Origin of the sequence: Lysinibacillus sp. NPDC048646 (assembly GCF_050272295.1) — a bacterium.
Taxonomy (GTDB): Bacteria; Bacillota; Bacilli; order Bacillales_A; family Planococcaceae; genus Lysinibacillus.
Map to the genome: position 1 here is coordinate 295065 of NZ_JBNNLZ010000002.1, position 20298 is coordinate 315362.

21 protein-coding genes and 1 pseudogene are annotated in these 20298 nt (G+C 35.5%); 18 read left to right on the plus strand and 4 right to left on the minus strand.

Annotated features, from left to right (window positions below):
- The first annotated feature begins 3 nt into the window (after positions 1 to 3).
- On the plus strand, positions 4 to 636 hold the full coding sequence (locus tag ACQKII_RS03735; RefSeq protein WP_427456454.1) for a hypothetical protein: 633 nt from the start codon (positions 4 to 6) through the stop codon (positions 634 to 636).
- A 20-nt stretch (positions 637 to 656) separates the two neighbouring features.
- Here the strand turns inward: ACQKII_RS03735 and ACQKII_RS03740 are convergent, their stop codons facing one another.
- Complete coding sequence (locus ACQKII_RS03740) at positions 657 to 1160, minus strand: DUF1648 domain-containing protein (protein WP_427456456.1); 504 nt, start codon at positions 1158 to 1160, stop codon at positions 657 to 659.
- 93 nt (positions 1161 to 1253) lie between these two features.
- Between ACQKII_RS03740 and ACQKII_RS03745 the strand changes: the two genes are divergently transcribed.
- The 9 genes from ACQKII_RS03745 (at position 1254) to ACQKII_RS03785 (ending at position 10203) form a co-directional block, all read left to right on the plus strand.
- Positions 1254 to 1994, plus strand: coding sequence for a sulfite exporter TauE/SafE family protein (locus ACQKII_RS03745; RefSeq protein ID WP_427456458.1), 741 nt, complete (start codon positions 1254 to 1256; stop codon positions 1992 to 1994).
- 10 nt (positions 1995 to 2004) lie between these two features.
- A complete protein-coding gene (locus ACQKII_RS03750; protein WP_427456460.1) occupies positions 2005 to 2940 on the plus strand; it encodes a PD-(D/E)XK nuclease family protein in 936 nt (311 codons plus the stop codon).
- A 143-nt stretch (positions 2941 to 3083) separates the two neighbouring features.
- Positions 3084 to 3935 carry a leucine-rich repeat domain-containing protein gene (locus tag ACQKII_RS03755; RefSeq protein WP_427456462.1) on the plus strand — a complete coding sequence of 284 codons (852 nt, stop codon included), beginning with the start codon at positions 3084 to 3086 and terminating at the stop codon, positions 3933 to 3935.
- Positions 3936 to 4327: 392 nt separating this feature from the next.
- Entirely contained in the window at positions 4328 to 4930 is a 603-nt protein-coding gene (locus tag ACQKII_RS03760) for a TetR/AcrR family transcriptional regulator (protein ID WP_427456464.1), read from the plus strand.
- Between the two features lie 58 nt (positions 4931 to 4988).
- Positions 4989 to 5861: an alpha/beta hydrolase gene (locus ACQKII_RS03765; protein ID WP_427456466.1), complete on the plus strand. Its 873-nt coding sequence runs from the start codon at positions 4989 to 4991 to the stop codon at positions 5859 to 5861.
- Positions 5848 to 7242, plus strand: a complete 1395-nt coding sequence (gene lpdA / locus ACQKII_RS03770) for a dihydrolipoyl dehydrogenase (protein ID WP_427456468.1) — start codon at positions 5848 to 5850, stop codon at positions 7240 to 7242. Before ACQKII_RS03765 ends, lpdA begins: the two co-directional genes overlap by 14 nt.
- A gap of 331 nt (positions 7243 to 7573) precedes the next feature.
- Positions 7574 to 8233 (plus strand): MBL fold metallo-hydrolase, encoded by a 660-nt coding sequence (locus tag ACQKII_RS03775; protein ID WP_427456470.1) that lies wholly within the window; start codon positions 7574 to 7576, stop codon positions 8231 to 8233.
- 236 nt (positions 8234 to 8469) lie between these two features.
- A complete protein-coding gene (locus tag ACQKII_RS03780) occupies positions 8470 to 9252 on the plus strand; it encodes a GNAT family N-acetyltransferase (protein ID WP_427456472.1) in 783 nt (260 codons plus the stop codon).
- Between the two features lie 57 nt (positions 9253 to 9309).
- The gene (locus ACQKII_RS03785) at positions 9310 to 10203 is read left to right on the plus strand and encodes a LysR family transcriptional regulator (RefSeq protein ID WP_427456755.1); all 894 of its coding nucleotides are present in this window, start codon (positions 9310 to 9312) and stop codon (positions 10201 to 10203) included.
- A 164-nt stretch (positions 10204 to 10367) separates the two neighbouring features.
- Here ACQKII_RS03785 and ACQKII_RS03790 read toward each other — a convergent pair whose 3' ends face one another.
- A complete protein-coding gene (locus tag ACQKII_RS03790; RefSeq protein WP_427456474.1) occupies positions 10368 to 11357 on the minus strand; it encodes an aldo/keto reductase family protein in 990 nt (329 codons plus the stop codon).
- A gap of 208 nt (positions 11358 to 11565) precedes the next feature.
- On the opposite strand from ACQKII_RS03790, the gene ACQKII_RS03795 reads away from it, so the two are divergent.
- From ACQKII_RS03795 to ACQKII_RS03815, 5 genes are all read left to right on the plus strand, one after another.
- Positions 11566 to 11859, plus strand: coding sequence for an RNA polymerase alpha subunit C-terminal domain-containing protein (locus ACQKII_RS03795; protein WP_427456476.1), 294 nt, complete (start codon positions 11566 to 11568; stop codon positions 11857 to 11859).
- Positions 11860 to 12063: 204 nt separating this feature from the next.
- Complete coding sequence (locus ACQKII_RS03800; RefSeq protein WP_427456478.1) at positions 12064 to 12531, plus strand: GNAT family N-acetyltransferase; 468 nt, start codon at positions 12064 to 12066, stop codon at positions 12529 to 12531.
- Positions 12532 to 12739: 208 nt separating this feature from the next.
- Complete coding sequence (locus tag ACQKII_RS03805) at positions 12740 to 13456, plus strand: SDR family NAD(P)-dependent oxidoreductase (RefSeq protein WP_427456480.1); 717 nt, start codon at positions 12740 to 12742, stop codon at positions 13454 to 13456.
- A 35-nt stretch (positions 13457 to 13491) separates the two neighbouring features.
- Positions 13492 to 13950: a DinB family protein gene (locus ACQKII_RS03810; RefSeq protein WP_427456482.1), complete on the plus strand. Its 459-nt coding sequence runs from the start codon at positions 13492 to 13494 to the stop codon at positions 13948 to 13950.
- Positions 13951 to 14048: 98 nt separating this feature from the next.
- On the plus strand, positions 14049 to 14558 hold the full coding sequence (locus ACQKII_RS03815) for a hypothetical protein (protein WP_427456484.1): 510 nt from the start codon (positions 14049 to 14051) through the stop codon (positions 14556 to 14558).
- A gap of 173 nt (positions 14559 to 14731) precedes the next feature.
- Here ACQKII_RS03815 and ACQKII_RS03820 read toward each other — a convergent pair whose 3' ends face one another.
- Entirely contained in the window at positions 14732 to 15910 is a 1179-nt protein-coding gene (locus ACQKII_RS03820) for a multidrug effflux MFS transporter (RefSeq protein ID WP_427456486.1), read from the minus strand.
- 472 nt (positions 15911 to 16382) lie between these two features.
- Here ACQKII_RS03820 and ACQKII_RS03825 point away from each other — a divergent pair, with 472 nt between their 5' ends.
- The gene (locus ACQKII_RS03825; RefSeq protein ID WP_427456488.1) at positions 16383 to 16631 is read left to right on the plus strand and encodes a hypothetical protein; all 249 of its coding nucleotides are present in this window, start codon (positions 16383 to 16385) and stop codon (positions 16629 to 16631) included.
- Between the two features lie 75 nt (positions 16632 to 16706).
- Here the strand turns inward: ACQKII_RS03825 and ACQKII_RS03830 are convergent, their stop codons facing one another.
- A complete protein-coding gene (locus tag ACQKII_RS03830; protein ID WP_427456490.1) occupies positions 16707 to 17105 on the minus strand; it encodes a glucosamine 6-phosphate synthetase in 399 nt (132 codons plus the stop codon).
- 207 nt (positions 17106 to 17312) lie between these two features.
- Between ACQKII_RS03830 and ACQKII_RS03835 the strand changes: the two are divergent.
- Positions 17313 to 17533 (plus strand): annotated as a pseudogene (locus tag ACQKII_RS03835) (IS110 family transposase); the annotation flags it as partial.
- 1039 nt (positions 17534 to 18572) lie between these two features.
- Positions 18573 to 19790, plus strand: coding sequence for a TsoY family (seleno)protein (locus tag ACQKII_RS03840; RefSeq protein ID WP_427456492.1), 1218 nt, complete (start codon positions 18573 to 18575; stop codon positions 19788 to 19790).
- Positions 19791 to 20298: the final 508 nt, after the last annotated feature.

Genomic DNA, 20298 nt, shown 5'->3' on the forward strand with positions numbered 1-20298 from the left:
TTTATGAGAATTGTTAAGTTAACTGTATTTTATCTTGTCATTATCGCTTTAGCGATGGCATTATCTCTGGCAGGTGTGCGCATGTCAGTGGCACTCGTTTTTTTTGCACTGATTATAGCAGCAATGATATACAGACATATACATATTTTATATCGAACGAATAATATGCAGCAGGTAGATAAATTTGTAAGGGACCGTCAAAAGCAGCCATTTTTTGCTCATATTTATGCGATTGCCTATGGGACGAGAGCAGATCAAATAAGTGTACTGGGAGAAGTGGCAGGAAAATTTAAACAGCCAACGATAAAATATAATTATTTGTTTAATAAGGCTCTGTTGGAGGACAATTTAGAAGCTGCAAAGGAAGCGGCAAAGCATATTGTTAAGGAACCTTTTAAAACCTATAGTGCCTGTTATATTGCTGCACTTGAGGGGCGGACTGCAAATATGCATAGTGATAAGCTAACGCAAATGTGGATGCAGCCAGCGATTGAAGCAGCTTATGCGCATCAGCAAAAAGATCAGCGTGAATTCGAACGATTCGCTGGATACAGTATTGATGCCGCACGTGGTGTACAAAAATATGCCTTAATACATACCTTTGAGCAAATGAAAACGGATATAACAAAAAGCTAGTGTGCAGAACCTCTGTACCACTAGCTTTTTACTTTTTTATCGAGTAAAAGTCCACGAAAGATGCCCGAAATAAAAATAATAAATAACAGAACAAGGAAAACATAGGCTTGCCATTGTTGCAAAATACGGTTGTGCCCAAAAGCAATCATTAAGTCATTCAAGAGTGAATACGTAAAATAGAGCAGTATACTATTTTTTATTAAGCAGAATGTGAGAATGCCATTTTGTCTCTGTACATGAGAAAGCACAGGCTTATTTTTACGTTGCACAGGATAAGCAGCTTTTACTTCTAAATAGTGTAAAAGTAAAAACAGCATCAAAGCTACAAATGGTAAGTAAAAGATAGCAATTTTCGGTCCAAACTGTGCTTGATTACTCGTAAAGCTTTGTAAAATTGGAATAGAAGTGGGCAGTTTACCATATTGAAATAGCGTTGCTGTAAGGCCAGCGATAAAAATAGTTGTGACAATCAAGGTCAGCTGGTTACAGAAACGTGGTGTAGGTGTTTTTTGTTGTTTGTGCATGATGTCACCTCGTAAATCTCGTCTTTTAAAATAGCATTCTGTTATACTGTAACATAAGATTTACATCATGTGCGTAGCAGGAAGAAGGATTACATGGAATACTTGTTATTTTTATTGATTGGCATTGCGGGTAACGTGATTGGCACATTAGTCGGAGGTGGTGGATTAATTACATTACCAACTATGATGCTGATGGGGGTACCGGTGCACTCAGCGATTGGTGCAAATAAGGTGTCCAATATGGTCAGTGCATTTTCTAGCTTTTATACGATTTTTAGAAGAAAGGAATTATCATGGGCGGAGATGCGTTCCGTGTTACTAGTGTCATTAGTCGGAGGCTCACTAGGTGGTGTATTTGCTTCGTTTATGAGTAGTCAAACATTGACACTGATTGCGATTGTTCTGCTTGGCTTTGCGCTTGTTATGTCCTTTATTGGTGGGGCTGATTTTGGAGATAAGGAAAACTTTACGATGAATCGAATAAATGGCCCCATACTGCTAGGTGTTGGCTTCTACGATGGACTATTTGGTCCTGGTAGTAGTACCTTGGCGCTGTATACATATGCACATCAAAAAGTTACGTACATGAAAGCGGTTGGCTTATCTCGTGTTGGCGTTTTTGCCATGTGCTCAGGTGCAGCGATTACCTATATTGCGACGGGTAAAATTGAATGGTCACTGACACTTGTGTTAATGGTCGGGTCTATTATTGGTGCACAAATTGGCATTGTCCTTGCAAGGAAGGTAAAAGCAAACCAAGTAAAAATCCTACTGCGCGTTGTGACAATTGTGCTTATTCTACAGCTTGTTTATGATTTCTTTACACAGTTATAGGAGGGGTAGTATGTTTGAAATGTCACCGTATCCATCTTTTTCGTGGTCGTTTTCACGTCATAAAACGTTAACGAGCTGTAAGAAAAAATATGGCTATGAATATTACTTTGCACATAATGGTTGGCTAAGCTATAACGTGGAGCCGTTCCATCAGCATGTCTACCGTTTAAAAAAACTACAGTCGATGCCGATTTTATTTGGGCAAATTGTCCACCATTTGATTGAACAGACGATCACTAGTTATATCCAAACTGGTCAGGTCGCGTCTGTTGCTGAACTAGTAAACCGTGCTCGCGGTCAGCTTAATGCAGCATTTATCGATTCTACAAGGCATGTAGATTTATGGAGACAAAAGCCTAATAAATTTTATATGATGCAGGAAATCTATTATGATGGAAGACTTAATCCAGAGCTAGTACATGACTATAAGGAACGCTTGGAAGCAGTATTTGAAAACTTTCTACAAAGTGAGACGTTGCAGCAAATCACTGCAGACATAGGCTCTTTACGAATTGGTGAACCTGAACAATTTCGTTCCATGAAGATCGAGGAGACACAAGTTTTTGTCGTGATGGACTTTCACTATTATGACGATATGGAAGATAAGTGGGTCATAATTGACTGGAAAACCGGTGGGGAATCAGAGGATGACCGCCAACAATTAGCGCTCTATGCCTATTATATTCAACAAAAATATGGTGTAGCTCTTGAACAAATTGATGTTTACAATGAATACTTATTGACGGGACAACGAAAAAAATATACCTATACAACGTTTGATATCGATAATATCTTGCACACTTTTCAACGGAGTGTGCTGGAAATGAAAAAGTACCAAGCTGATATTTTCACCAACGAGCCAGTTGATTCTGAGGACTTTGAGAAAACCTTAGACGAATGGCGATGTAAGGGCTGTAATTATAAAGAATTGTGCTCTCGATTTTAAGTTGAATAATGGAGCAAGTGACCAAAAATCATATAACTTTTTTATGATGTATTTTTAAGCTTACAGAGCTGCAAAGATATTAAAATTGTGTAAAGAGCATTGAATTATGTTAAGATTGTATTTTCAAAAAAGGAGGCAGACAGATGAAATTAAATTTTCCTCATATGAAATTAGACTCTTTACCTAACTTAGATGTACCCATAAAAGAAATAACAAATTTAAACCTTTTTGATAATAAATTAACAACGATACCTTCAGAAATTTATAAAATGAACAGATTAAAAATTTTGAATATATCTGTTAATAAGATCAGTAAAATGCCTGCTGAGATAGAGAATTTAACAGAACTTAGAATGTTAGATGCAGGGCATAATGAAATTGACGTTATTCCTCCTGAAATTGGCTCTCTTCATAATATGGAGGATTATTTATACCTTCATAATAATAAATTACAATCCATTCCACCTGAAATCTCTAAGCTGGTCAAAGTGAAATATTTAAATCTAAGTGATAATCGATTAATAAAATTACCTGATGAACTTGGACATTTGACCAATATTGTAGAACTGCGTGTAATGAATAATCAATTAAAAGAGTTGCCGTCCAGTATTAGTGGATTAAGAAACTTGAAGGAATTACATTTAAAAAATAATCAAATCACAACTCTGCCAGTAAATATAGGGGAATTGTCATTATTACGTGTTTTAGATATGGAAGATAATCAATTAAAAGATATACCTCAATCGTTACATAAATGTTTAAGGTTGAGACGATTAAATTTGAGACATAATCAATTGACCACATTGCCTGAAGAGATTGGACAATTGAAGAATTTATTAGAAATTGATCTAAGAAGTAATCTTCTAACGGAATTACCAAAATCATTGCTAGAAATTGAGGGGTTAGAACGTCTGGATCTCAGATGGAACCACCAATTAAACATACCAAAGTGGTTAGGTGAATTAGAAGAAAAAGGGTGTATTATTTATTTATAAATGTGATTAAATGAACTTAAATTACGAGTGCTTTAGTTGAATAAACCATAAGAGGACCACTCCGATGATGGGTGGTTTTACTTATGTAGTCTAAGTGTATGAAGATATTCATTTACATTTGTAGAGGACAAAATTTACAGATAGCATCCAGTGCCTTTCTACATAGACTTAGAGAAGGTGATGGTTGTCCACAATTGATAGTTCAATGTAAAAATAAGTCATTAATAATATTGCACCGCCTAGTATCAAGCAGTACTCTACAATATTTGTAATGCAGACTTGTCTGTTCGGCTTTAGCCTTGAAATAAATTTCTGTTAAATAGCACTTGAGTTTGTATCCAATTTCCTTTATATTAAAAGAGACTGAAAGGTATCTTTTTGTGGAGGTTAAAATGAAAAAAGGCGAATTAACAAGACGTAATATTATTCGAAAATCGGCTGCAATTTTTAACAGAAAAGGTTATATGACTACAACGATGAGCGACATTATTCAAGAAACGAATATTCAAAAAGGAGGGATATATCGTCACTTTAAGGATAAGGAGCAACTGATGGTCGAGTCTTTTCATTTTTCTACCGAAATAATGCAAAATCATTTAATGACGAGTGTTTCACAACACGGGCATGCAAAGGATAAATTAATCGCATTTGTGGAGGCCTTTTTACAATTAAGTGAAGGAAAACCGATAGTAGGTGGGTGTCCGATTTTTAACGCGGCCATAGAAATGGATGATTTAGAAGAAAATGCGTTACTCCCTTCCATTAATGAAGCAATGGATATGATGATAAAATGGTTGGTAAAAATTATAGAGGATGGAATTAGGCAACAGGAATTGAAGCAGTCCGTACAGCCATACGACACGGCCATATATATTGTGTCAACACTCGAAGGCGGACTCGTATTAGATCGATTAAAGAAAGATGGGCAATTAACGGAAATCCTCATAAAAAATTTGAGACAATATATTTCAATGATTGCAACTGAGCGGCAGTAAAGCCGTCTTTTTTACAGTTAAAAAGAGACTGTTTGGTATCTTTCGAGGGGGAGTTATGATGAAATATTTATTATTTGTTGCTTTCATAGCAATTATTTTATTTTTGAGGAGCTATATCATACTTCATATTTTTACACCGAAAATGAAAGAGGGAAAAAAATATCCCAATTCGACTTATGAAAACATTGAAATAGAGGTGGAAACTGGGACTATTCAAGGATGGCTTATTAAAAGTGAGCAGGCTAGAGGTTGCTTTCTACTGATACATGGGTGGGGCTCTAATAAACCAGACATGTTACGATATGCCGATCCCCTATTGGCTAACGGCTATGATGTGATTATGGTGGATGTTCTTGGTCATGGACAAAGTGCGTCTACACAAAAACAAGTGAGTATTGCTTCGTTTGTCCAAAGTATAACATCAACAATTGATTATGTATGTGAGAGGCAAGATGTTAATAGTAATGCAATCTATGTTTTAGGGCATTCAATGGGAGGGATAGCTGCAAGTATAGTCAATGCCACAGATTTGAGGCTCCAAGCACTTATTACCGATTCAATGCCTACATCATTAAAAAGTATTAGTGAATCTATGACTGACAAAGTAACAATTCCATATATTCCTTTTGGCTGGCTATTTGTTAGTTGGTTTTTATTACGAGGAGGTGTTTTTATTAAAGCTAGAAGAGAATGGCGTCTAGAAAAAATATTAAAAAACCAACAGTCCCCAGCTCTAGCTATACACTCTATTCAGGATAAAAAAGTACCGATTTCAAATGTGGAGGTCCTACAAAATGATAGCAACTTTAAACAAGTCATTAAAGTTGTCACAAAGGGTCACCATAATTGTGTAAAAGATAAATTTTTTTGGGATAACGTTTTTCATTTTATAGCAAATAATAAGGGGGAAATAGTAGATGAAGAATATTGATACGCTTGTGATTGGTGCAGGTCCAGGAGGATATGTGGCGGCTATTCGTGCTAGTCAAATGGGGCAAAACGTAACGATTGTAGAAAGAGCGTTTTTAGGTGGAGTTTGCTCAAACGTCGGTTGTATTCCATCAAAAGTGCTGATTTCAGTAGGTCACCGTTTCGAGCAAGCAAAGTATTCAGATGATATGGGTGTTGTTGTACAAGAAGTAAAGCTTGACTGGGCAAGAGTGCAAGAATTTAAAAAAGGCGTAGTTTCTAAATTAGTAGGCGGTGTTGAAGGTCTATTAAAAGGCAACAAAATCGACATCGTGAATGGTGAAGCCTACTTCGTAGATGCACATACTGTACGTGTAATCGATGGCGACAACGTACAATCTTACACATTCAAAAATGCAATCCTTGCAACAGGTTCTCGGCCAATTGAAATTCCGACATTCAAATTCACTGACCGTGTCATCAACTCAACTGGTGCGCTTTCTTTACCTGGTGTACCGGAAAAATTAGTTGTCATTGGTGGTGGTTACATCGGTACGGAGTTAGGTTCTGCTTATGCTAGCTTAGGTGCTCAAGTAACAATCATTGAAGGCGGCACAGACATTTTAGCTGGTTTCGAAAAGCAAATGACACAACTTGTGAAAAAAAGCTTAAAGAAAAAAGGGGTAGAAGTTATAGTAGGCGCATCCGCTAAAGGTGTGAAAGAACATGAAAACGGCGTAGTTGTAACGTATGAAGCTAGTGGAGAAGAAAAAACAGTTGAAGCAAACTATGTCTTAGTCACTGTAGGTCGTCGTCCCAATACAGATGAAATGGGCCTTGAAGCAGTAGGTATTGAATTCGAAGAACGAGGTTTACTAAAAGTAGACAAACAATGCCGTACGTCAGTCCCAAATATTTATGCAATTGGTGATATCGTATCTGGTCCACAACTTGCACATAAAGCATCTTATGAAGGTAAAGTAGCTGCACAAGCAATCGCTGGTGAAAAATCCATCGTTGATTACTTAGCAATCCCAGCTGTATGCTTCACAGATCCGGAACTTGCGACTGTTGGTTACAATGAAGAGCAAGCTAAAGCAGAAGGTATCGAGGTGAAAGTAGCGAAATTCCCATTCGCAGCAAACGGACGTACATTAACTTTAAACGCAGCAGAAGGTTTTGTGAAACTTGTTGTACGTAAAATAGATGGCATATTAATCGGTGCTCAAATCGTAGGTGTAGGTGCCTCTGATATGATTGCTGAAATGGGTCTTGCAATCGAGGCGGGTATGACTGCAGAAGATATCGCATTAACAATCCATGCCCACCCCACATTAGGTGAGATTACAATGGAAGCTGCTGAGTCAATTTTGGAAAGACCCATTCATGTTGTGAAAGCATAAAGGATATACTTATGATAGCTTATGTTTGGCAAAATTTAAGGCGTAGTCCTTAATCAAGGGACAGAATATTTGAAAAAGAAATAAAGGAGATTGTGAATGTGAGTTTACATATTGTTGAAGATTAGCAGGGATTTTTGAGAAGTAAGCTGAAATGAATAGTAAGTTTGTGTTATTCAATGAATTTGTAGGTTATTGTGATAGAAAATAATTATTTATACGCTGTAATCATATTATTATAGTTACAAAACTAGCTTTATCCTTTCAAAACTTCTTGTGTAACCAAAGCTATTTATCCAACAAATAAAATTTAATTATGAAGGAGACCAAAGTTATGGAAATATCAAAAGGCGTAGAAATGCTCCAACTTGAATTTCATGGGAATATTATTCATCCAACTCTTTTATGGAATCAAGAAATGGCTGTTTTAATAGACGCAGGATTCCCTGGACAGTTTGAAGATTTACGTGTGGCAATGGAAAAGGTAGGGGTGTCGTTCGACAAACTAAAAGTACTCATTTTAACGCATCAGGATATAGATCATATAGGGAGTCTTCCGGAGATATTACAGGTGTGTGGGAGTACTATTAAAGTATATGCGCACGATCTGGATAAACCTTATATACAAGGGAATTTAACTCTTTTGAAAGACGGGCACCTAGAGAATCCTCCGAAGGGTAAAGTGGACGAAACCTTGAAAGACGGTCAAGAATTGCCGTATTGTGGTGGAATTTGTATCATCCATACGCCAGGGCATACCCCTGGTCATATCAGCCTTTATTTGAAAAAAAGTAAAATACTGATTGCGGGTGACTCCATGTACAGTGAAAATGGAATAATAAAGGGAATTCATGCTCCGACAGTACTGGATATTAATGAAGCTCACCTTTCATTAAAGAAATACCTAGACCTCGACATTGAATCGGTGGTTTGTTACCACGGAGGATTAAGTAAGGAAAATATTAATGATCAGATTCAAAAAGTAATTTCATAAAATGTCATGTATACTAAAAAATAGTATTTGATATTGGATAGGTTTTACAAAGAAAAGGGACTAATGATAGGGAATTTGACAAAGCTGTATATCCCGCATTTGTAAAGTGTGAGGGCGAGGGGTACAAATGATTTAATGCATTCACTTTTAATATCCTATCACCACATGCAATCAGACAGTAATTGCAACGGAATGTTCAAGTATTCTATACAGTAAATAGGGAGAGGGCTACTATAATGATAATACTTAGTAAAAATGATTTTGATAAAACAATAAATTTAATAGAGAATAACGTGAAAACAGTTCCTACCTTTGCCTATTCAGTGTTGAATAATTACATGAGTGGCGTTGTTTATGCGGATTCTAAAAATCCTGAAACAATTCTCATTGGAACTGAATCGGGTATTTATTTCGTAGCAGGAAAAGAAAATAATCAAGAATTTAACGAATTTCTTTGTGAATTATACAATCAAAGAAAAAACAAGGAGCTAAGATTTACTTTATTTTCTTCAAATGAGTACTGGGATCGTATCATTCATGAGCTATTTAAAGATAATTTAAAGCAGATAAACAGGTATTCTTATATATATGATAAGAAACAATCACATGACAAGAAACTAATTGCAAACGAATATTCTATAAGAAAAATAAGTGAAGAATTAATAGCAAGTAGCTCGGAATTTAATGAAGATTATTACAATGAGTATTGGGGCTCTGTTGCCAATTTTACAGCAAAGGGTTTCGGTTACTGTATGCTACATAGAGGGGAAGTGATTTGTGAATGCACTTCGATTTTTGCTTCACTTCAATTTTCAGAAATTGATATTGAAACCCACAAAGATTATCGAGGACAAGGGCTAGGTTTAATTGTGGCCAAAGCGTTTATAAATCACTGTCTTGAAAATGGTATTAAGCCTCGCTGGGATTGTGACATCAGTAATGCGTCATCAATAAGGCTAGCTGAAAAATTGGGTTTTGATAATCCTAGTGAATATTCAATTTTTGTAAAAAATGTCTAGGGGTGTTATGGCGACACGATAGAAACTTCTCCTAAGTAAATAGAAGGGAAGGTTATGATGTTAGATATTCGAAAAATGCGCTATTTCATAACAGTGGCAGAAGAGTTGAATTTTAGTCGAGCAGCGGAACGATTAAGAATGGCACAACCGCCTTTAAGCCAAGAAATCCGTAAACTAGAAGAAGAATTGGGCGTTCAACTTTTCCATCGTACAAAAAGGAAGGTAGAGCTTACAAACGCCGGAAAAATATTTCTTGATGGAGTTCAGCAAATTATGTTTCAAGTTGATAAAACTATTAGAGAAACACAACTTGCAAATGAAGGGAAAATAGGACAATTAACAGTCGGTTTTGTCGATTCTACTGAAATTGTTATCGAGATTTTAAAAAATTTTAGAGAGCGATTTCCTAAAATTCAACTTGTATTACATGAAATGACCACCGAGCAACAGATAACAGCCCTTCATGAGAAACAATTACAGATTGGATTTTTTCGTACTAAACAAAATAATGGCATATTAGCTTCTGAAATTTGTTCTGAGGAAACTCTAAAATTGGCTTTACCTCAAAATCATCCGCTTGCCTCTTTACCTGAAGTTCCCCTTCAATTATTAGTTGACGAGCCATTTATTTTGTTTCCGCGTCATTTAGGTCCAAATTTTTATGATTTTATTACTAGCTACTTTAGCGAACAAGGTATCAGTTTAAATGTTGTTCAGGAAGCCATACAAATGCAAACTATTGTTAATTTAGTTGCAATAGGAATGGGGATTTCTGTTGTTCCATCCTCGGTTGAAACTTATAAACAAAATGGAGTTATCTTTAAAAATTTTAAAGAAACCTCTCCTAAGATAAATCTATATGTTGGATGGAGGCAGGATGAAAAATCTACAGTGATAAACCATTTTTTAACGATAGTTCGAGAAGTATATGCGACCTATCAATCTGATTAAAGTAATACTACCCATTCATTAACGAATTGGTAGTAAATTCTAATCTTTCTAACTTAAAACTATGAAGATTTTTGATCCCGCATCTACGGTCAGTAAGACGACCACCTGAAGTGGGGGATTAGGAAAACCCCCCACTGATTGAAATTTCACAGTGAATTAAAAACTTAACCTGTTTTGCTAGGATCGTATTCAATGAAACCATGTAATACTTCATCAATTTGATTCATTATTTCAGGTTGCAATTTGACGTCAGCAGCGTATACATTTTCTCTTACCTGTTGCGGATTTGAGGCACCTATAATTGCTGAAGAAACATTGTCATTTTGCAATACCCATGCTACTGCGAGTTGAGCTAAAGTAAGGTCATTATCACGTGCAATCGGTTCTAGCTTCTGTATAGAAGTAAGTACATCGTCGTTCATCCAACGACGCACTAGATTATTAAAAAATGGTTTGCCAGCAGCGGAATTAGCACGTGATTGAGCTGGTAGTGGTTTGCCGGGTAAATATTTACCAGTAAGAATACCTTGTGCGACAGGTGACCAAACAACCTGTCCAAGTCCTTCACGTTGACATGTTGGTATTACGTCAGTTTCGATAACACGCCATAACATCGAGTACTGAGGTTGACTAGCGATGAGTGGGATTTTTAATTCACGTGCTAGCGCAGCCCCACGGGTGATTTGTTCTGCTGTCCACTCACTTACACCTAAATATAAGACTTTACCTTGTCGAACAAGGTCTGCAAAAGCTAACATTGTTTCTTCAAGCGGGGTAGATGGGTCAAATCGGTGGGCATAATAAACATCGATATAATCAGTTTGTAATCGCCGTAACGATGCATGACAATTTTCGAAAATATGCTTACGTGATAAACCCCTATCATTTTGGCCGTTCCCAGTAGGATGACACACCTTTGTACATAACTCAATACTCTCCCGTCTTACACCCTGCAAAGATCGGCCAAGTATTTCCTCAGCTTTAGTTTCTGAATACACATCGGCAGTATCAAATGTTGTTATGCCAACATCCAATGCTGTTTTTACACATGCTATTGCGGTATTCTCATCCACTTTTCCTCCATGATTAATCCAGTTACCATAGGCAATTTTACTGACCGCTAATCCACTATTGCCAAGTTTCCTAAACTCCATTGCTATTGCCTCCTTCAAAAAGTGATATTTTCATTATAAATATCGCTTATTAATATGCATAATATATAAATACTTATTAATTTATATAAAATATATATATGTTTCCAAGCGGTAGTCATTCCCGCTTAAACAAATTGATTTCTTAGATTATCGAAAGGTAGTAAAATGAAGGTAACGATTTGCATTGAAAGAGGGGAATCACTATCAAATGACAACTTCGAGAAGAAATTTAAGGGTATGTGACAAAGGACACGAATACTATAAGAGTAGTGATTGTCCAAGTTGCCCAAAGTGTGAGCAAGAGCGTAAACCTGAAAATGGATTTCTTTCACAGCTTTCTGCCCCTGCCAGAAGAGCATTAGAACATAACGGAATAATTACTGTAGAACAGCTTTCAATGTATAGTGAAAAAGAAATTTTGCAATTGCATGGTATCGGACCAGCTTCTTTGCCTAATCTTAGGGCTTCGTTAGCTGAAAAGGGACTATCATTTAAGGATTAAGTGTGCTGAGACGAAATAAAAATACAATAACAATCCTAAAGATCATTAATTTTTATTTTACACCCGATTTTGATTGTACAAACATCCAGACAGAATTATCACAAATAGTGATGATCCATTGTTTGTTCGTCCGTTAGTAAATATGGAAACAAGACATTTTTTCTTGCCAATAACATCGCATTCATAGGTATGGAGGGTTGGAAATTGCAATTATTTGTTAGAGAGATGAATAAAAGATTTGCAACTGAGCTGCTACAGTGGACGTATAATGCGCCATATGATTTTTATAATAACGAGTTCACTACTGAAACCCTAAAAGAAATACTCGACAATCCCTATCAGGCAATTGTCAATGACAATGAACAGTTAGTCGGTTATTTCTGTACTGGAATATCGGCTCAAGTACCGAGTGGACATACTGTTAGTGCGTATTTGGACAATTGTATTGATATCGGAATTGGCATGAAACCGGACCTCACAGGAAAAGGTTTCGGTACAGTGTTCTTTTCATTTATTCTAAGCCAGTTGCAACGAGAAGAGCATGCACCTCTTCGCTTAACAGTTGCAACATTTAATGCAAGAGCTATTCATCTATATGAAAAATTAGACTTTGAAAAAAAACTAGAATTCAAACACCAAGCAACACGATTTATAACAATGTTGAAAAAATAAGTGCACCCTGCTTTGTTTTGTAATTTTTATAAAGAAATAGAGATGACCAGGTACATGTGAACCTGGTCGCTTTTCTCATTGCCTTTTTATCGCTGTTATTAGATTTCATCTTCACTAGCTATGCGTAGAGAAACAGATAAATTGTAATTTATTTGCGATAAATGGTAACATTTGGTTGTAAGAATTAGAAAGAAGAGGTGTCATACATATGGTAAAAAATTATATGATCTTTGGTGCTAGCAAAGGGTTGGGTGATGCTTTTGTTAAGGGGTTACCTGAAACAGGGGACAAAGTGTGGATTGTCTCTAGAAGTAGACCAAAAAGCTTAGATTTAAACGATGGTGTTCAAAGAGTATGGCTAGAAGCGGACTTATCACAACAAAATAATAAAATTAGTGAACAGCTAAAAAATGAATGTGTGGATGTCTTGATTTATAACGTTGGTGTGTGGGAGGAAAAAGGCTTTGAAGATGACTATGACTTCGAACAGGATGACCCAGCAGATATCGCTAATATCATTAATATTAATATTACATCTACGATCACTTATATTCAGGCGTTACTACCAAATCTAAGAAGGTCGGAAAATGGTAAAATAATTTTGATAGGGTCAACTGCAGGATTGGATCATACGAATAACAATCAAGTATCTTTTGTGGCATCGAAATTTGGCATTCGCGGGATTACAAATGCTTTACGAGAACATGTTCGAAAAGATAAAATCGCTGTTACTTGTATTAATCCGGGTGAACTAGCAGCAGAAATTCCATATGAGGAGGGTCCTGAAAAAGCCATAACTGAATATAATGGTACCCGTATTCCAGTTCAAGATATTGTTGCCATCGTCAAATGCATTGTGAATTTGTCCAAAGTGTCTTGCGTCAAAGAGATTCACGTACCAGCAATCACGGATCTAAATGCATAAAGTGAGTGGTAGCTGATAGCCGAGAGGGGTAAACTATGCAAAATGTCATTGATAATTTAACTTATTGGATCATGAAGGTCCCTGAAGAGTTCACGCTTATGTCTGAATTAGAAGTTTCTCAAAAACCTTTGCCTGAAAAGTGGTCAAAAAAAGAAATATTAGGGCATTTATGTGATTCTGCTATTAATAATCTGGAAAGATTTATTAAAGTACAATATGAAAAACAACCATTTGTACTAACGCCATATAATCAAGTTCAATGGGTAGAAATTCAGGGATATCAAGACATTTCAATTCAAGAAATAGTAAATTTATGGTGTCACCTCAATAAAAAAATGATAGCTGTTATTGCAAGGATACCCGATGAAAAACTACAGTATTTATGTGATATTGGTGATAATCAATACAAGACAGTCGAGTGGCTTGTTCAAGATTATCTTGAACATATGGAACACCACTTACGAAAACAGATTTTTACTGAAAAGAACAAGTGAGAAAGTCGGGGAGAGAAGCAGTCTAATGATAAGGTTTCACTCTTTTTTGATTAAAAATCTTTCCTTTTGTCGAACTTATTAAAAAGGGGAGATTTACTGTGTATACAGTTTCAAATTTAAAATTACTGATTGATAAACAAGAGGAAATTGATGCAATTTATCAAAACTGCAAAGAGTTAAATAAGACGATTGTTACGCCTAAAATGAATGCGGAAGTGGAAAAGTTATTTGATGCTATAAATAAGCGTTTAGTTGAACAGGGCTTTACTGTTACAGTGACGCCTACCGGTTTATTGGCAAATTATAAAGAGGCTGTTGTCAATATCGACAAACATTCAAAAGACTTGGAAGAATGTTTTTTTATAAATTTTAATAATTATGCGGAAGATAGACTTTCAATTATTCTAGAGATCAAACACAATAACAATGCACAAAAAAATGCAAATCATGAAGATGGTTTTTCTGAATTTTTACAGCAAATGAGTGAAAAGTTGAATAATGCTAAGAATCTTCAGGATGCGAGTCGCATAGCAAATCTTATTTATAAGAGCCAAAATAATGTGACTTTCTATTCAGCAGAAGAAGTCGTGAACTATTATTTTAATTAATCCTATACCTCCCATAGCATCGATGTGGAGGTTTTTTTATGCACAAATATAGCATGATGAAGGAATCGATATGTTGAATCCTCGAATTTATGCTTATATCAGAAATTCGATACAATGGAAAGCCACCCCATTTTTAAAAAATAGGGTGGCGTGTAGTTAGTAAAGGGTATAGTTTATGTTAAAATATATTTTTTCCCAAATGCCCACATGCTGATGGTCAATAGCAAGAAATACAGTGGCATTGTGTTCAATGTACCATTATGAAGAAAACTCATACCTAATGTGACTAAACTTACTAACAAGTAATAACCTAAACTGAAAATAGCACCAGCTGTTCCGATTACATCTTGAAAATTTACAAGAGCAAGACTTAAACAGTTTGGCAAAGCAATGCCAGCCCCCAATAACAGGATAAACATTGACGTTAATATACTCATTATTAACACAATATTTGGCAGTATTGCAACAGTACTTACTAGTGTTAGTAAGAAAGAGCCACCAAACATCACGCAACAGCCAAGGTGAATAACTTTTTCTGGTTGCCATAAAGATACGAGTTTTTTAGAAATCATAGCACCAAAAATAGATGCCAGTGCCACAACGATTCCTAAGAAACCATAGAGCCCTGGAGAAATATGAAAGTGTTCTATAAATATAAAGGGTGCCTCAGCGTAATAACTGAATAAAATCCCATTTATTCCTCCAATGAGTAGTCCAAAAACGACAACCCGTGGGGATGAAATTATTCGCTTCATTACTGGTAAAATAGCAATTCGTTTTCTAGTTGAAACGTTTGTCGTTTCAGGCAACTTGCAATAAGTATATATAAACAACAACATACTCATGATTATCAGTACACAGAAAACAGCTTTGAAACCAAGGACTTGATCGACCCAACCGCCAATAAGTGGACCTACAGCAGGGGTAAAGGCAATCACTGCTGATATTTGTGCAAACATGGCATGTCTTTTAGTGCCTGTTAGACTTTCACGCAAAATAGTTTGTGTAATGACGGAACCAGTAGCAGCGCCAAAAGCTTGAATGAACCTGCTCACTAGCAGGAAAGTAATAGATTCAGCGTAAAAACACATTAAACTGCCAATTCCGTAAAATAGTAAGCCGCCTAACATTGCAGGTCTTCTTCCGATGAAATCAGAAAGCCAGCCCCAGCAAAAAACCCCAAGCGCGAACCCAATAAAATAAATACTTAAGGTTAACTGTACGGAACTGTTTGAAGTACCGAGTGCAACAGCTATATCTGGTAATGATGGTGTATAGATTGTCTCGCTAATTTGTGGAAAAGCGACAAGAACAATCATTAAAAGTAAAGATGGTGCAGTATATTTATTCAATTTCTTTGCCCTCCTACAAGCATGGTCTAATTACTAAAAATAATTAGACCCTAGCTAGGGAAACGGCGGGACCATTATAAGTATACGTTGATAGGGTGTCATGAGTAATTTACCTTTTTTAACTTTCAGTAGGAGTGCATAGATAATCTAATTATAAGATTTTTTACCAATTTATAAAAGATTAAGTTTGTAATTCTTATAAGATATACAATTTATAGAAGTTGTATTTTTCATACATGGAATGTAGAAGTGAATAATATCACATGCATATAGTCCTGAAGATTAGGGATATAATTGAGGTACAGCACTGGAAGCATACGGTATTTCTTTCTGTACCCAAGTAATCCCTATATATGGATAATAAGTGATTATTTAGATAAAGTTTTAGGATTGTACATTCCGGTTATAGTGCTAGAGGAAAATTTTCATCGTGTTGATGATTAAAAAGTAATGGTTTGGAGGTATCGAGAAAATGGAAATTCTGAATAGTACAGTTTACTTTCAGAAGCTTGATTTACTAGCAAGTTTATATGCTGGGCAGGAAGCGCTTAAAAAAACAATGCCAAGACATACTATTAACGAAAGCCAACTGGGTAACTATGAACAACTGGAAGTGGCAATTCGTAAATTGAATAAGGAAATTCGTGTTCTTGAACGCAATATACTATTGGCCGTAGATCCATCGGGCAGTATCCCAAACAATACTGTTACTACAAAATAATATAAAAAAATCATGCACTGAACAAATTTTTTTGTTCAGTGCATGATTTTTTATTGTCGAGGTAATGACGTATTTTTAGTCGTTAGCTAATGCAAGAAGAAGCTTATCTCGATCGGCTTCCTCTTGCATTTTACTATCCACAAGCATAGCGCCATACTGCACATTTGTCATGTCACGATTAACTAAAAATTGGACGTTTACTTTAGATTCTTTGTTATTGACTGGACATTCCCCTTCGAATTCAACAACATCTTGTCCCTTTTGAGTTTCGAAATAGACCCAATATGGATTTTTACATGCTGAGGAAAAGGCTGTATCGAATGTTTGGTTACTATTTTCGATAGAATAGCTTTTAACATATGTAATATATTCATTATCCGTAATATCCTTTTGTGGACCGTAAAAATACCAAAACACCCCTAATATGCCAATTGGTATAATCCATAGTATATTACGTTTGCTTAGTTTCCCCATGTATTCATCCCCCTTTATAACAATATATTATCATCATTAACCTGATTTTTGCTAGCTTAATATAATATTTTCTATTTTGGACTTTTATTTTGTTAGATAGAATACTGTAGCACTTTAAGCTATAGCAAAGGTAACGTTTGTTCTGTAAAGGGGGAAGGTTTGCGTATCAGGGGTATTGCGGAGATTAAATCGATAACAGAGAGTATACCTGTTGTGATTTTGGAATCAACAAGTCATTATCATACACCAATTATTCAATGCTTAGAAGAAAATGAAATACTGTATATTTTGTTAAATCCAATCATCTCTTACCAAGCAAAGAAGTCAAGTTTAAGAAAGGTGAAGATCGACGCGTTCGAGCCTATCAATTATGTGTTCTTTATTACAAAGAGGAATTTAAACCTTATAAAATGAGAGGGATTCAGCTGAAATGATGGAAACTCTCCATTTCCAATAATTCTAGGATGTCAAAAAAATTAATTTGTTGACATTTTTTAAATTGCTCATATAATATACGGTATGGGGTATATATAATTAACGGAGAGGTGGTTCAGAAATTAGTAACAGTGTATACAACATTGAGCTGTCGTATTGTGTGATGTTGAAAAATCTCTTAGTGCAAAACAATGTACCTTTTAAAGAGGTAGACGTAGGGGCGCGTTAAGAAATGATGATGCAACTTGTCAACAAAACGGGGCAATTAGGTGATTTTAAACAGAAGTTAATGGTCGATGGATACTGTTCGTTTTTTAATTAAAGGCAAACGACAGTTTTCGCTAATGAGATTAAAAAACAATAAAGTAATAAGTTTGATGAAGATGGTTAATTAATTTGTTGACATTTTTATATCGATATACCATATACGGTATAGGGTATGGATAATTAGCGGAGAGATGGTTAAGAAATCAGGAACAGTATATACAACATTGAGCGGCTCGTATGGTGTGATGTTGAAAAATTTCTTAGTGAAAAAAAATGTACCTTTTAACTTCTTTCAGCAAATGTTTTTTGTATCGAAAGCGTAGCGGCAGATACAGAAGTCTCCCACCTCTATAGGTGGTGAGATGAATGCGAGTTTAAGTCACTTTTCAGCGGGTGTCCAAGCATCCGCTGAAAGAAGTTAAAGCCTCCGGCGGATGTCACGGAATCGGAAAGGAGTTCTTTGTGCAAGCACAAAGCCGAATCCGGACGCAATTATGCCGAGGCATAATTGATAGAGGTAGACGTAGGGGCACATCCAGAAATGATGATACAACTTGTTAACAAAACGGGGCAATTAGGGTGTTCCTCAAACAGAAGTTAATGGTCAGTGGATTCTTGGTTTCAATCCGAATCGAATTATGAATGCTAAGAAATTAATAGTACTAAGGTAAAATTTGTAGTGGATACAGTTCGTTTTTTAATCAAAAGTTAACGACAGTTTTTACTAATGAGATTAAAAAATAAAAAAGTAGGAGTTTGATGAAGATGGTTAAAAATCTAAAAGATAAATATAGTCCGTTATACTTTCTAGCTTCTTTAGGTGCCGGTGGGATGGGTGTTTCGTTCTTTATGTACTTAATGTTTTTAATTCCTCACCCAGATTTCGGTATGTCTGCATTTGAACATATTTATCCGTATATTGTGGGAGATAATTTATTTGTCGCTGGCTTAGTAATTCTTGTATTATTAATAATTGTGTATTTTATTTTTAAGCATTTCCGTTTGTTACTTTGGAATATTAGTGAGTTTTATAAGTTTAAAGAGACGAATGCCTATGTACAATTACGAAATAGTAATGCGGAAGTAACATTAATGGCAATCCCTTTAACATTAGGGATGAGTATTAACGGATTATTCATTTTAGGGATGATATTTGTTCCGAATTTAAGAAGTGTGATAGAGTATTTATTCCCGTTCGCTATTTTAGCATTCCTTGCAGTTGGTTTACTGGCACTTAAAATTTTCGTAAGTTATTTTTCTCGTTTCATTATTAAGGGCGATTTTGATTTCATTAAAAATAATAACTTAAGTCAGCTAATTGCCGTCTTTGCATTTGCTATGGTTGCAGTAGGATTAGCAGCGCCAGCAGCATTGAGTGAAATTATTTATACTTCAAGTGTTGCGATGTTTCTATCCATTTTCTTCGGCATCATTGCTGTGACATTAATTATGATTAAAACGATATTTGGATTATATTCGATGTTCCAAAATGGAATTGCGAAAGAAACTGCACCAAGCTTATGGATTATGATTCCGATCTTAACGCTTTTAGGCATAACATTTGTTCGATTATTTAATGGAGTCAGTCATAACTTTTTCAGTACAAAGGCAAATCCATTCATTATTTTCTTAGTATTAGCTGCATTCTTATCACTCCAAATTGTTTTTGGGGTTGTGGGTTATTCGGTTATGAAAAAGATTGATTATTTCAAAGATTATGTATATGGAAATGAAAAAAGTGCTGCAAGCTTCACGCTCATTTGTCCGTTTGTAGCCTTCACTGTATTAGGTATGTTCTTTATTGGTTGGGGGCTTGTACAAACAGGTATTGTTGAAAAGTATTCAATTGCTCACTTCCTCATTATGATTCCATTTGTCATTAGTCAATTGAAAGGAATCGAGCTAATGTTCCGTTTAAATAATAAAATGTTTAAACGTGCAAAAGTGGCACAAGGCGTACCACAATATAGTACAGAAAAATAATTATTTACTAGAGTCAGTAGGGAGTCATTTCCTGCTGACTTTTTTAGTGGAAAAAATGGGATTTAGCCTTATTACCAATGGTGCCACAGCGCTTCGAGTTTGTGAATAAAAGGAAAATGCAAGATAACCTTTTAGCTGCGATAAGTATATATAGAAAAATCTGAGCGAACTACAGATATAGATTTTTCGGATATTAGAAAAGCAATTGAATACCAAAATAATATATTTGGTGACAAGTTAGATGAACCATCACGCAACATTTTTTTATTAATTATTGATAAAAAACTTTAAAGGTAAGTGATCTGTTCATGGTTCAATAGGTCCTTAGACCAGTTGAGCCATTTCCATTTTTACTGTAATATGTAATTATGGTTGAAAATGATAATCATTATCAACTGAAATGTATAGCTATTAATCTACTACCATCCTATAAATTTTCAATTTTCTTTTAATTACCAGGGAGGTGTATTATTTCATTTGTCTGCAAGACATTTGTTTCCATTTACTT

Excerpts from the sequence above, each read along its gene's own strand:
- ACQKII_RS03745 (WP_427456458.1), top strand. The coding sequence starts at position 1,254 with ATGGAATACTTGTTATTTTTATTGATTGGCATTGCGGGTAACGTGATT.
- ACQKII_RS03825 (WP_427456488.1), top strand. The coding sequence starts at position 16,383 with ATGGAAATTCTGAATAGTACAGTTTACTTTCAGAAGCTTGATTTACTA.
- ACQKII_RS03755 (WP_427456462.1), top strand. The coding sequence starts at position 3,084 with ATGAAATTAAATTTTCCTCATATGAAATTAGACTCTTTACCTAACTTA.
- ACQKII_RS03765 (WP_427456466.1), top strand. The coding sequence starts at position 4,989 with ATGAAATATTTATTATTTGTTGCTTTCATAGCAATTATTTTATTTTTG.
- ACQKII_RS03840 (WP_427456492.1), top strand. The coding sequence starts at position 18,573 with ATGGTTAAAAATCTAAAAGATAAATATAGTCCGTTATACTTTCTAGCT.
- ACQKII_RS03735 (WP_427456454.1), top strand. The coding sequence starts at position 4 with ATGAGAATTGTTAAGTTAACTGTATTTTATCTTGTCATTATCGCTTTA.
- ACQKII_RS03785 (WP_427456755.1), top strand. The coding sequence starts at position 9,310 with ATGTTAGATATTCGAAAAATGCGCTATTTCATAACAGTGGCAGAAGAG.
- ACQKII_RS03780 (WP_427456472.1), top strand. The coding sequence starts at position 8,470 with ATGATAATACTTAGTAAAAATGATTTTGATAAAACAATAAATTTAATA.
- ACQKII_RS03760 (WP_427456464.1), top strand. The coding sequence starts at position 4,328 with ATGAAAAAAGGCGAATTAACAAGACGTAATATTATTCGAAAATCGGCT.
- ACQKII_RS03750 (WP_427456460.1), top strand. The coding sequence starts at position 2,005 with ATGTTTGAAATGTCACCGTATCCATCTTTTTCGTGGTCGTTTTCACGT.
- ACQKII_RS03775 (WP_427456470.1), top strand. The coding sequence starts at position 7,574 with ATGGAAATATCAAAAGGCGTAGAAATGCTCCAACTTGAATTTCATGGG.
- ACQKII_RS03790 (WP_427456474.1), bottom strand. The coding sequence starts at position 11,357 with ATGGAGTTTAGGAAACTTGGCAATAGTGGATTAGCGGTCAGTAAAATT.
- ACQKII_RS03810 (WP_427456482.1), top strand. The coding sequence starts at position 13,492 with ATGCAAAATGTCATTGATAATTTAACTTATTGGATCATGAAGGTCCCT.
- lpdA (WP_427456468.1), top strand. The coding sequence starts at position 5,848 with ATGAAGAATATTGATACGCTTGTGATTGGTGCAGGTCCAGGAGGATAT.
- ACQKII_RS03805 (WP_427456480.1), top strand. The coding sequence starts at position 12,740 with ATGGTAAAAAATTATATGATCTTTGGTGCTAGCAAAGGGTTGGGTGAT.
- ACQKII_RS03795 (WP_427456476.1), top strand. The coding sequence starts at position 11,566 with ATGACAACTTCGAGAAGAAATTTAAGGGTATGTGACAAAGGACACGAA.
- ACQKII_RS03830 (WP_427456490.1), bottom strand. The coding sequence starts at position 17,105 with ATGGGGAAACTAAGCAAACGTAATATACTATGGATTATACCAATTGGC.
- ACQKII_RS03740 (WP_427456456.1), bottom strand. The coding sequence starts at position 1,160 with ATGCACAAACAACAAAAAACACCTACACCACGTTTCTGTAACCAGCTG.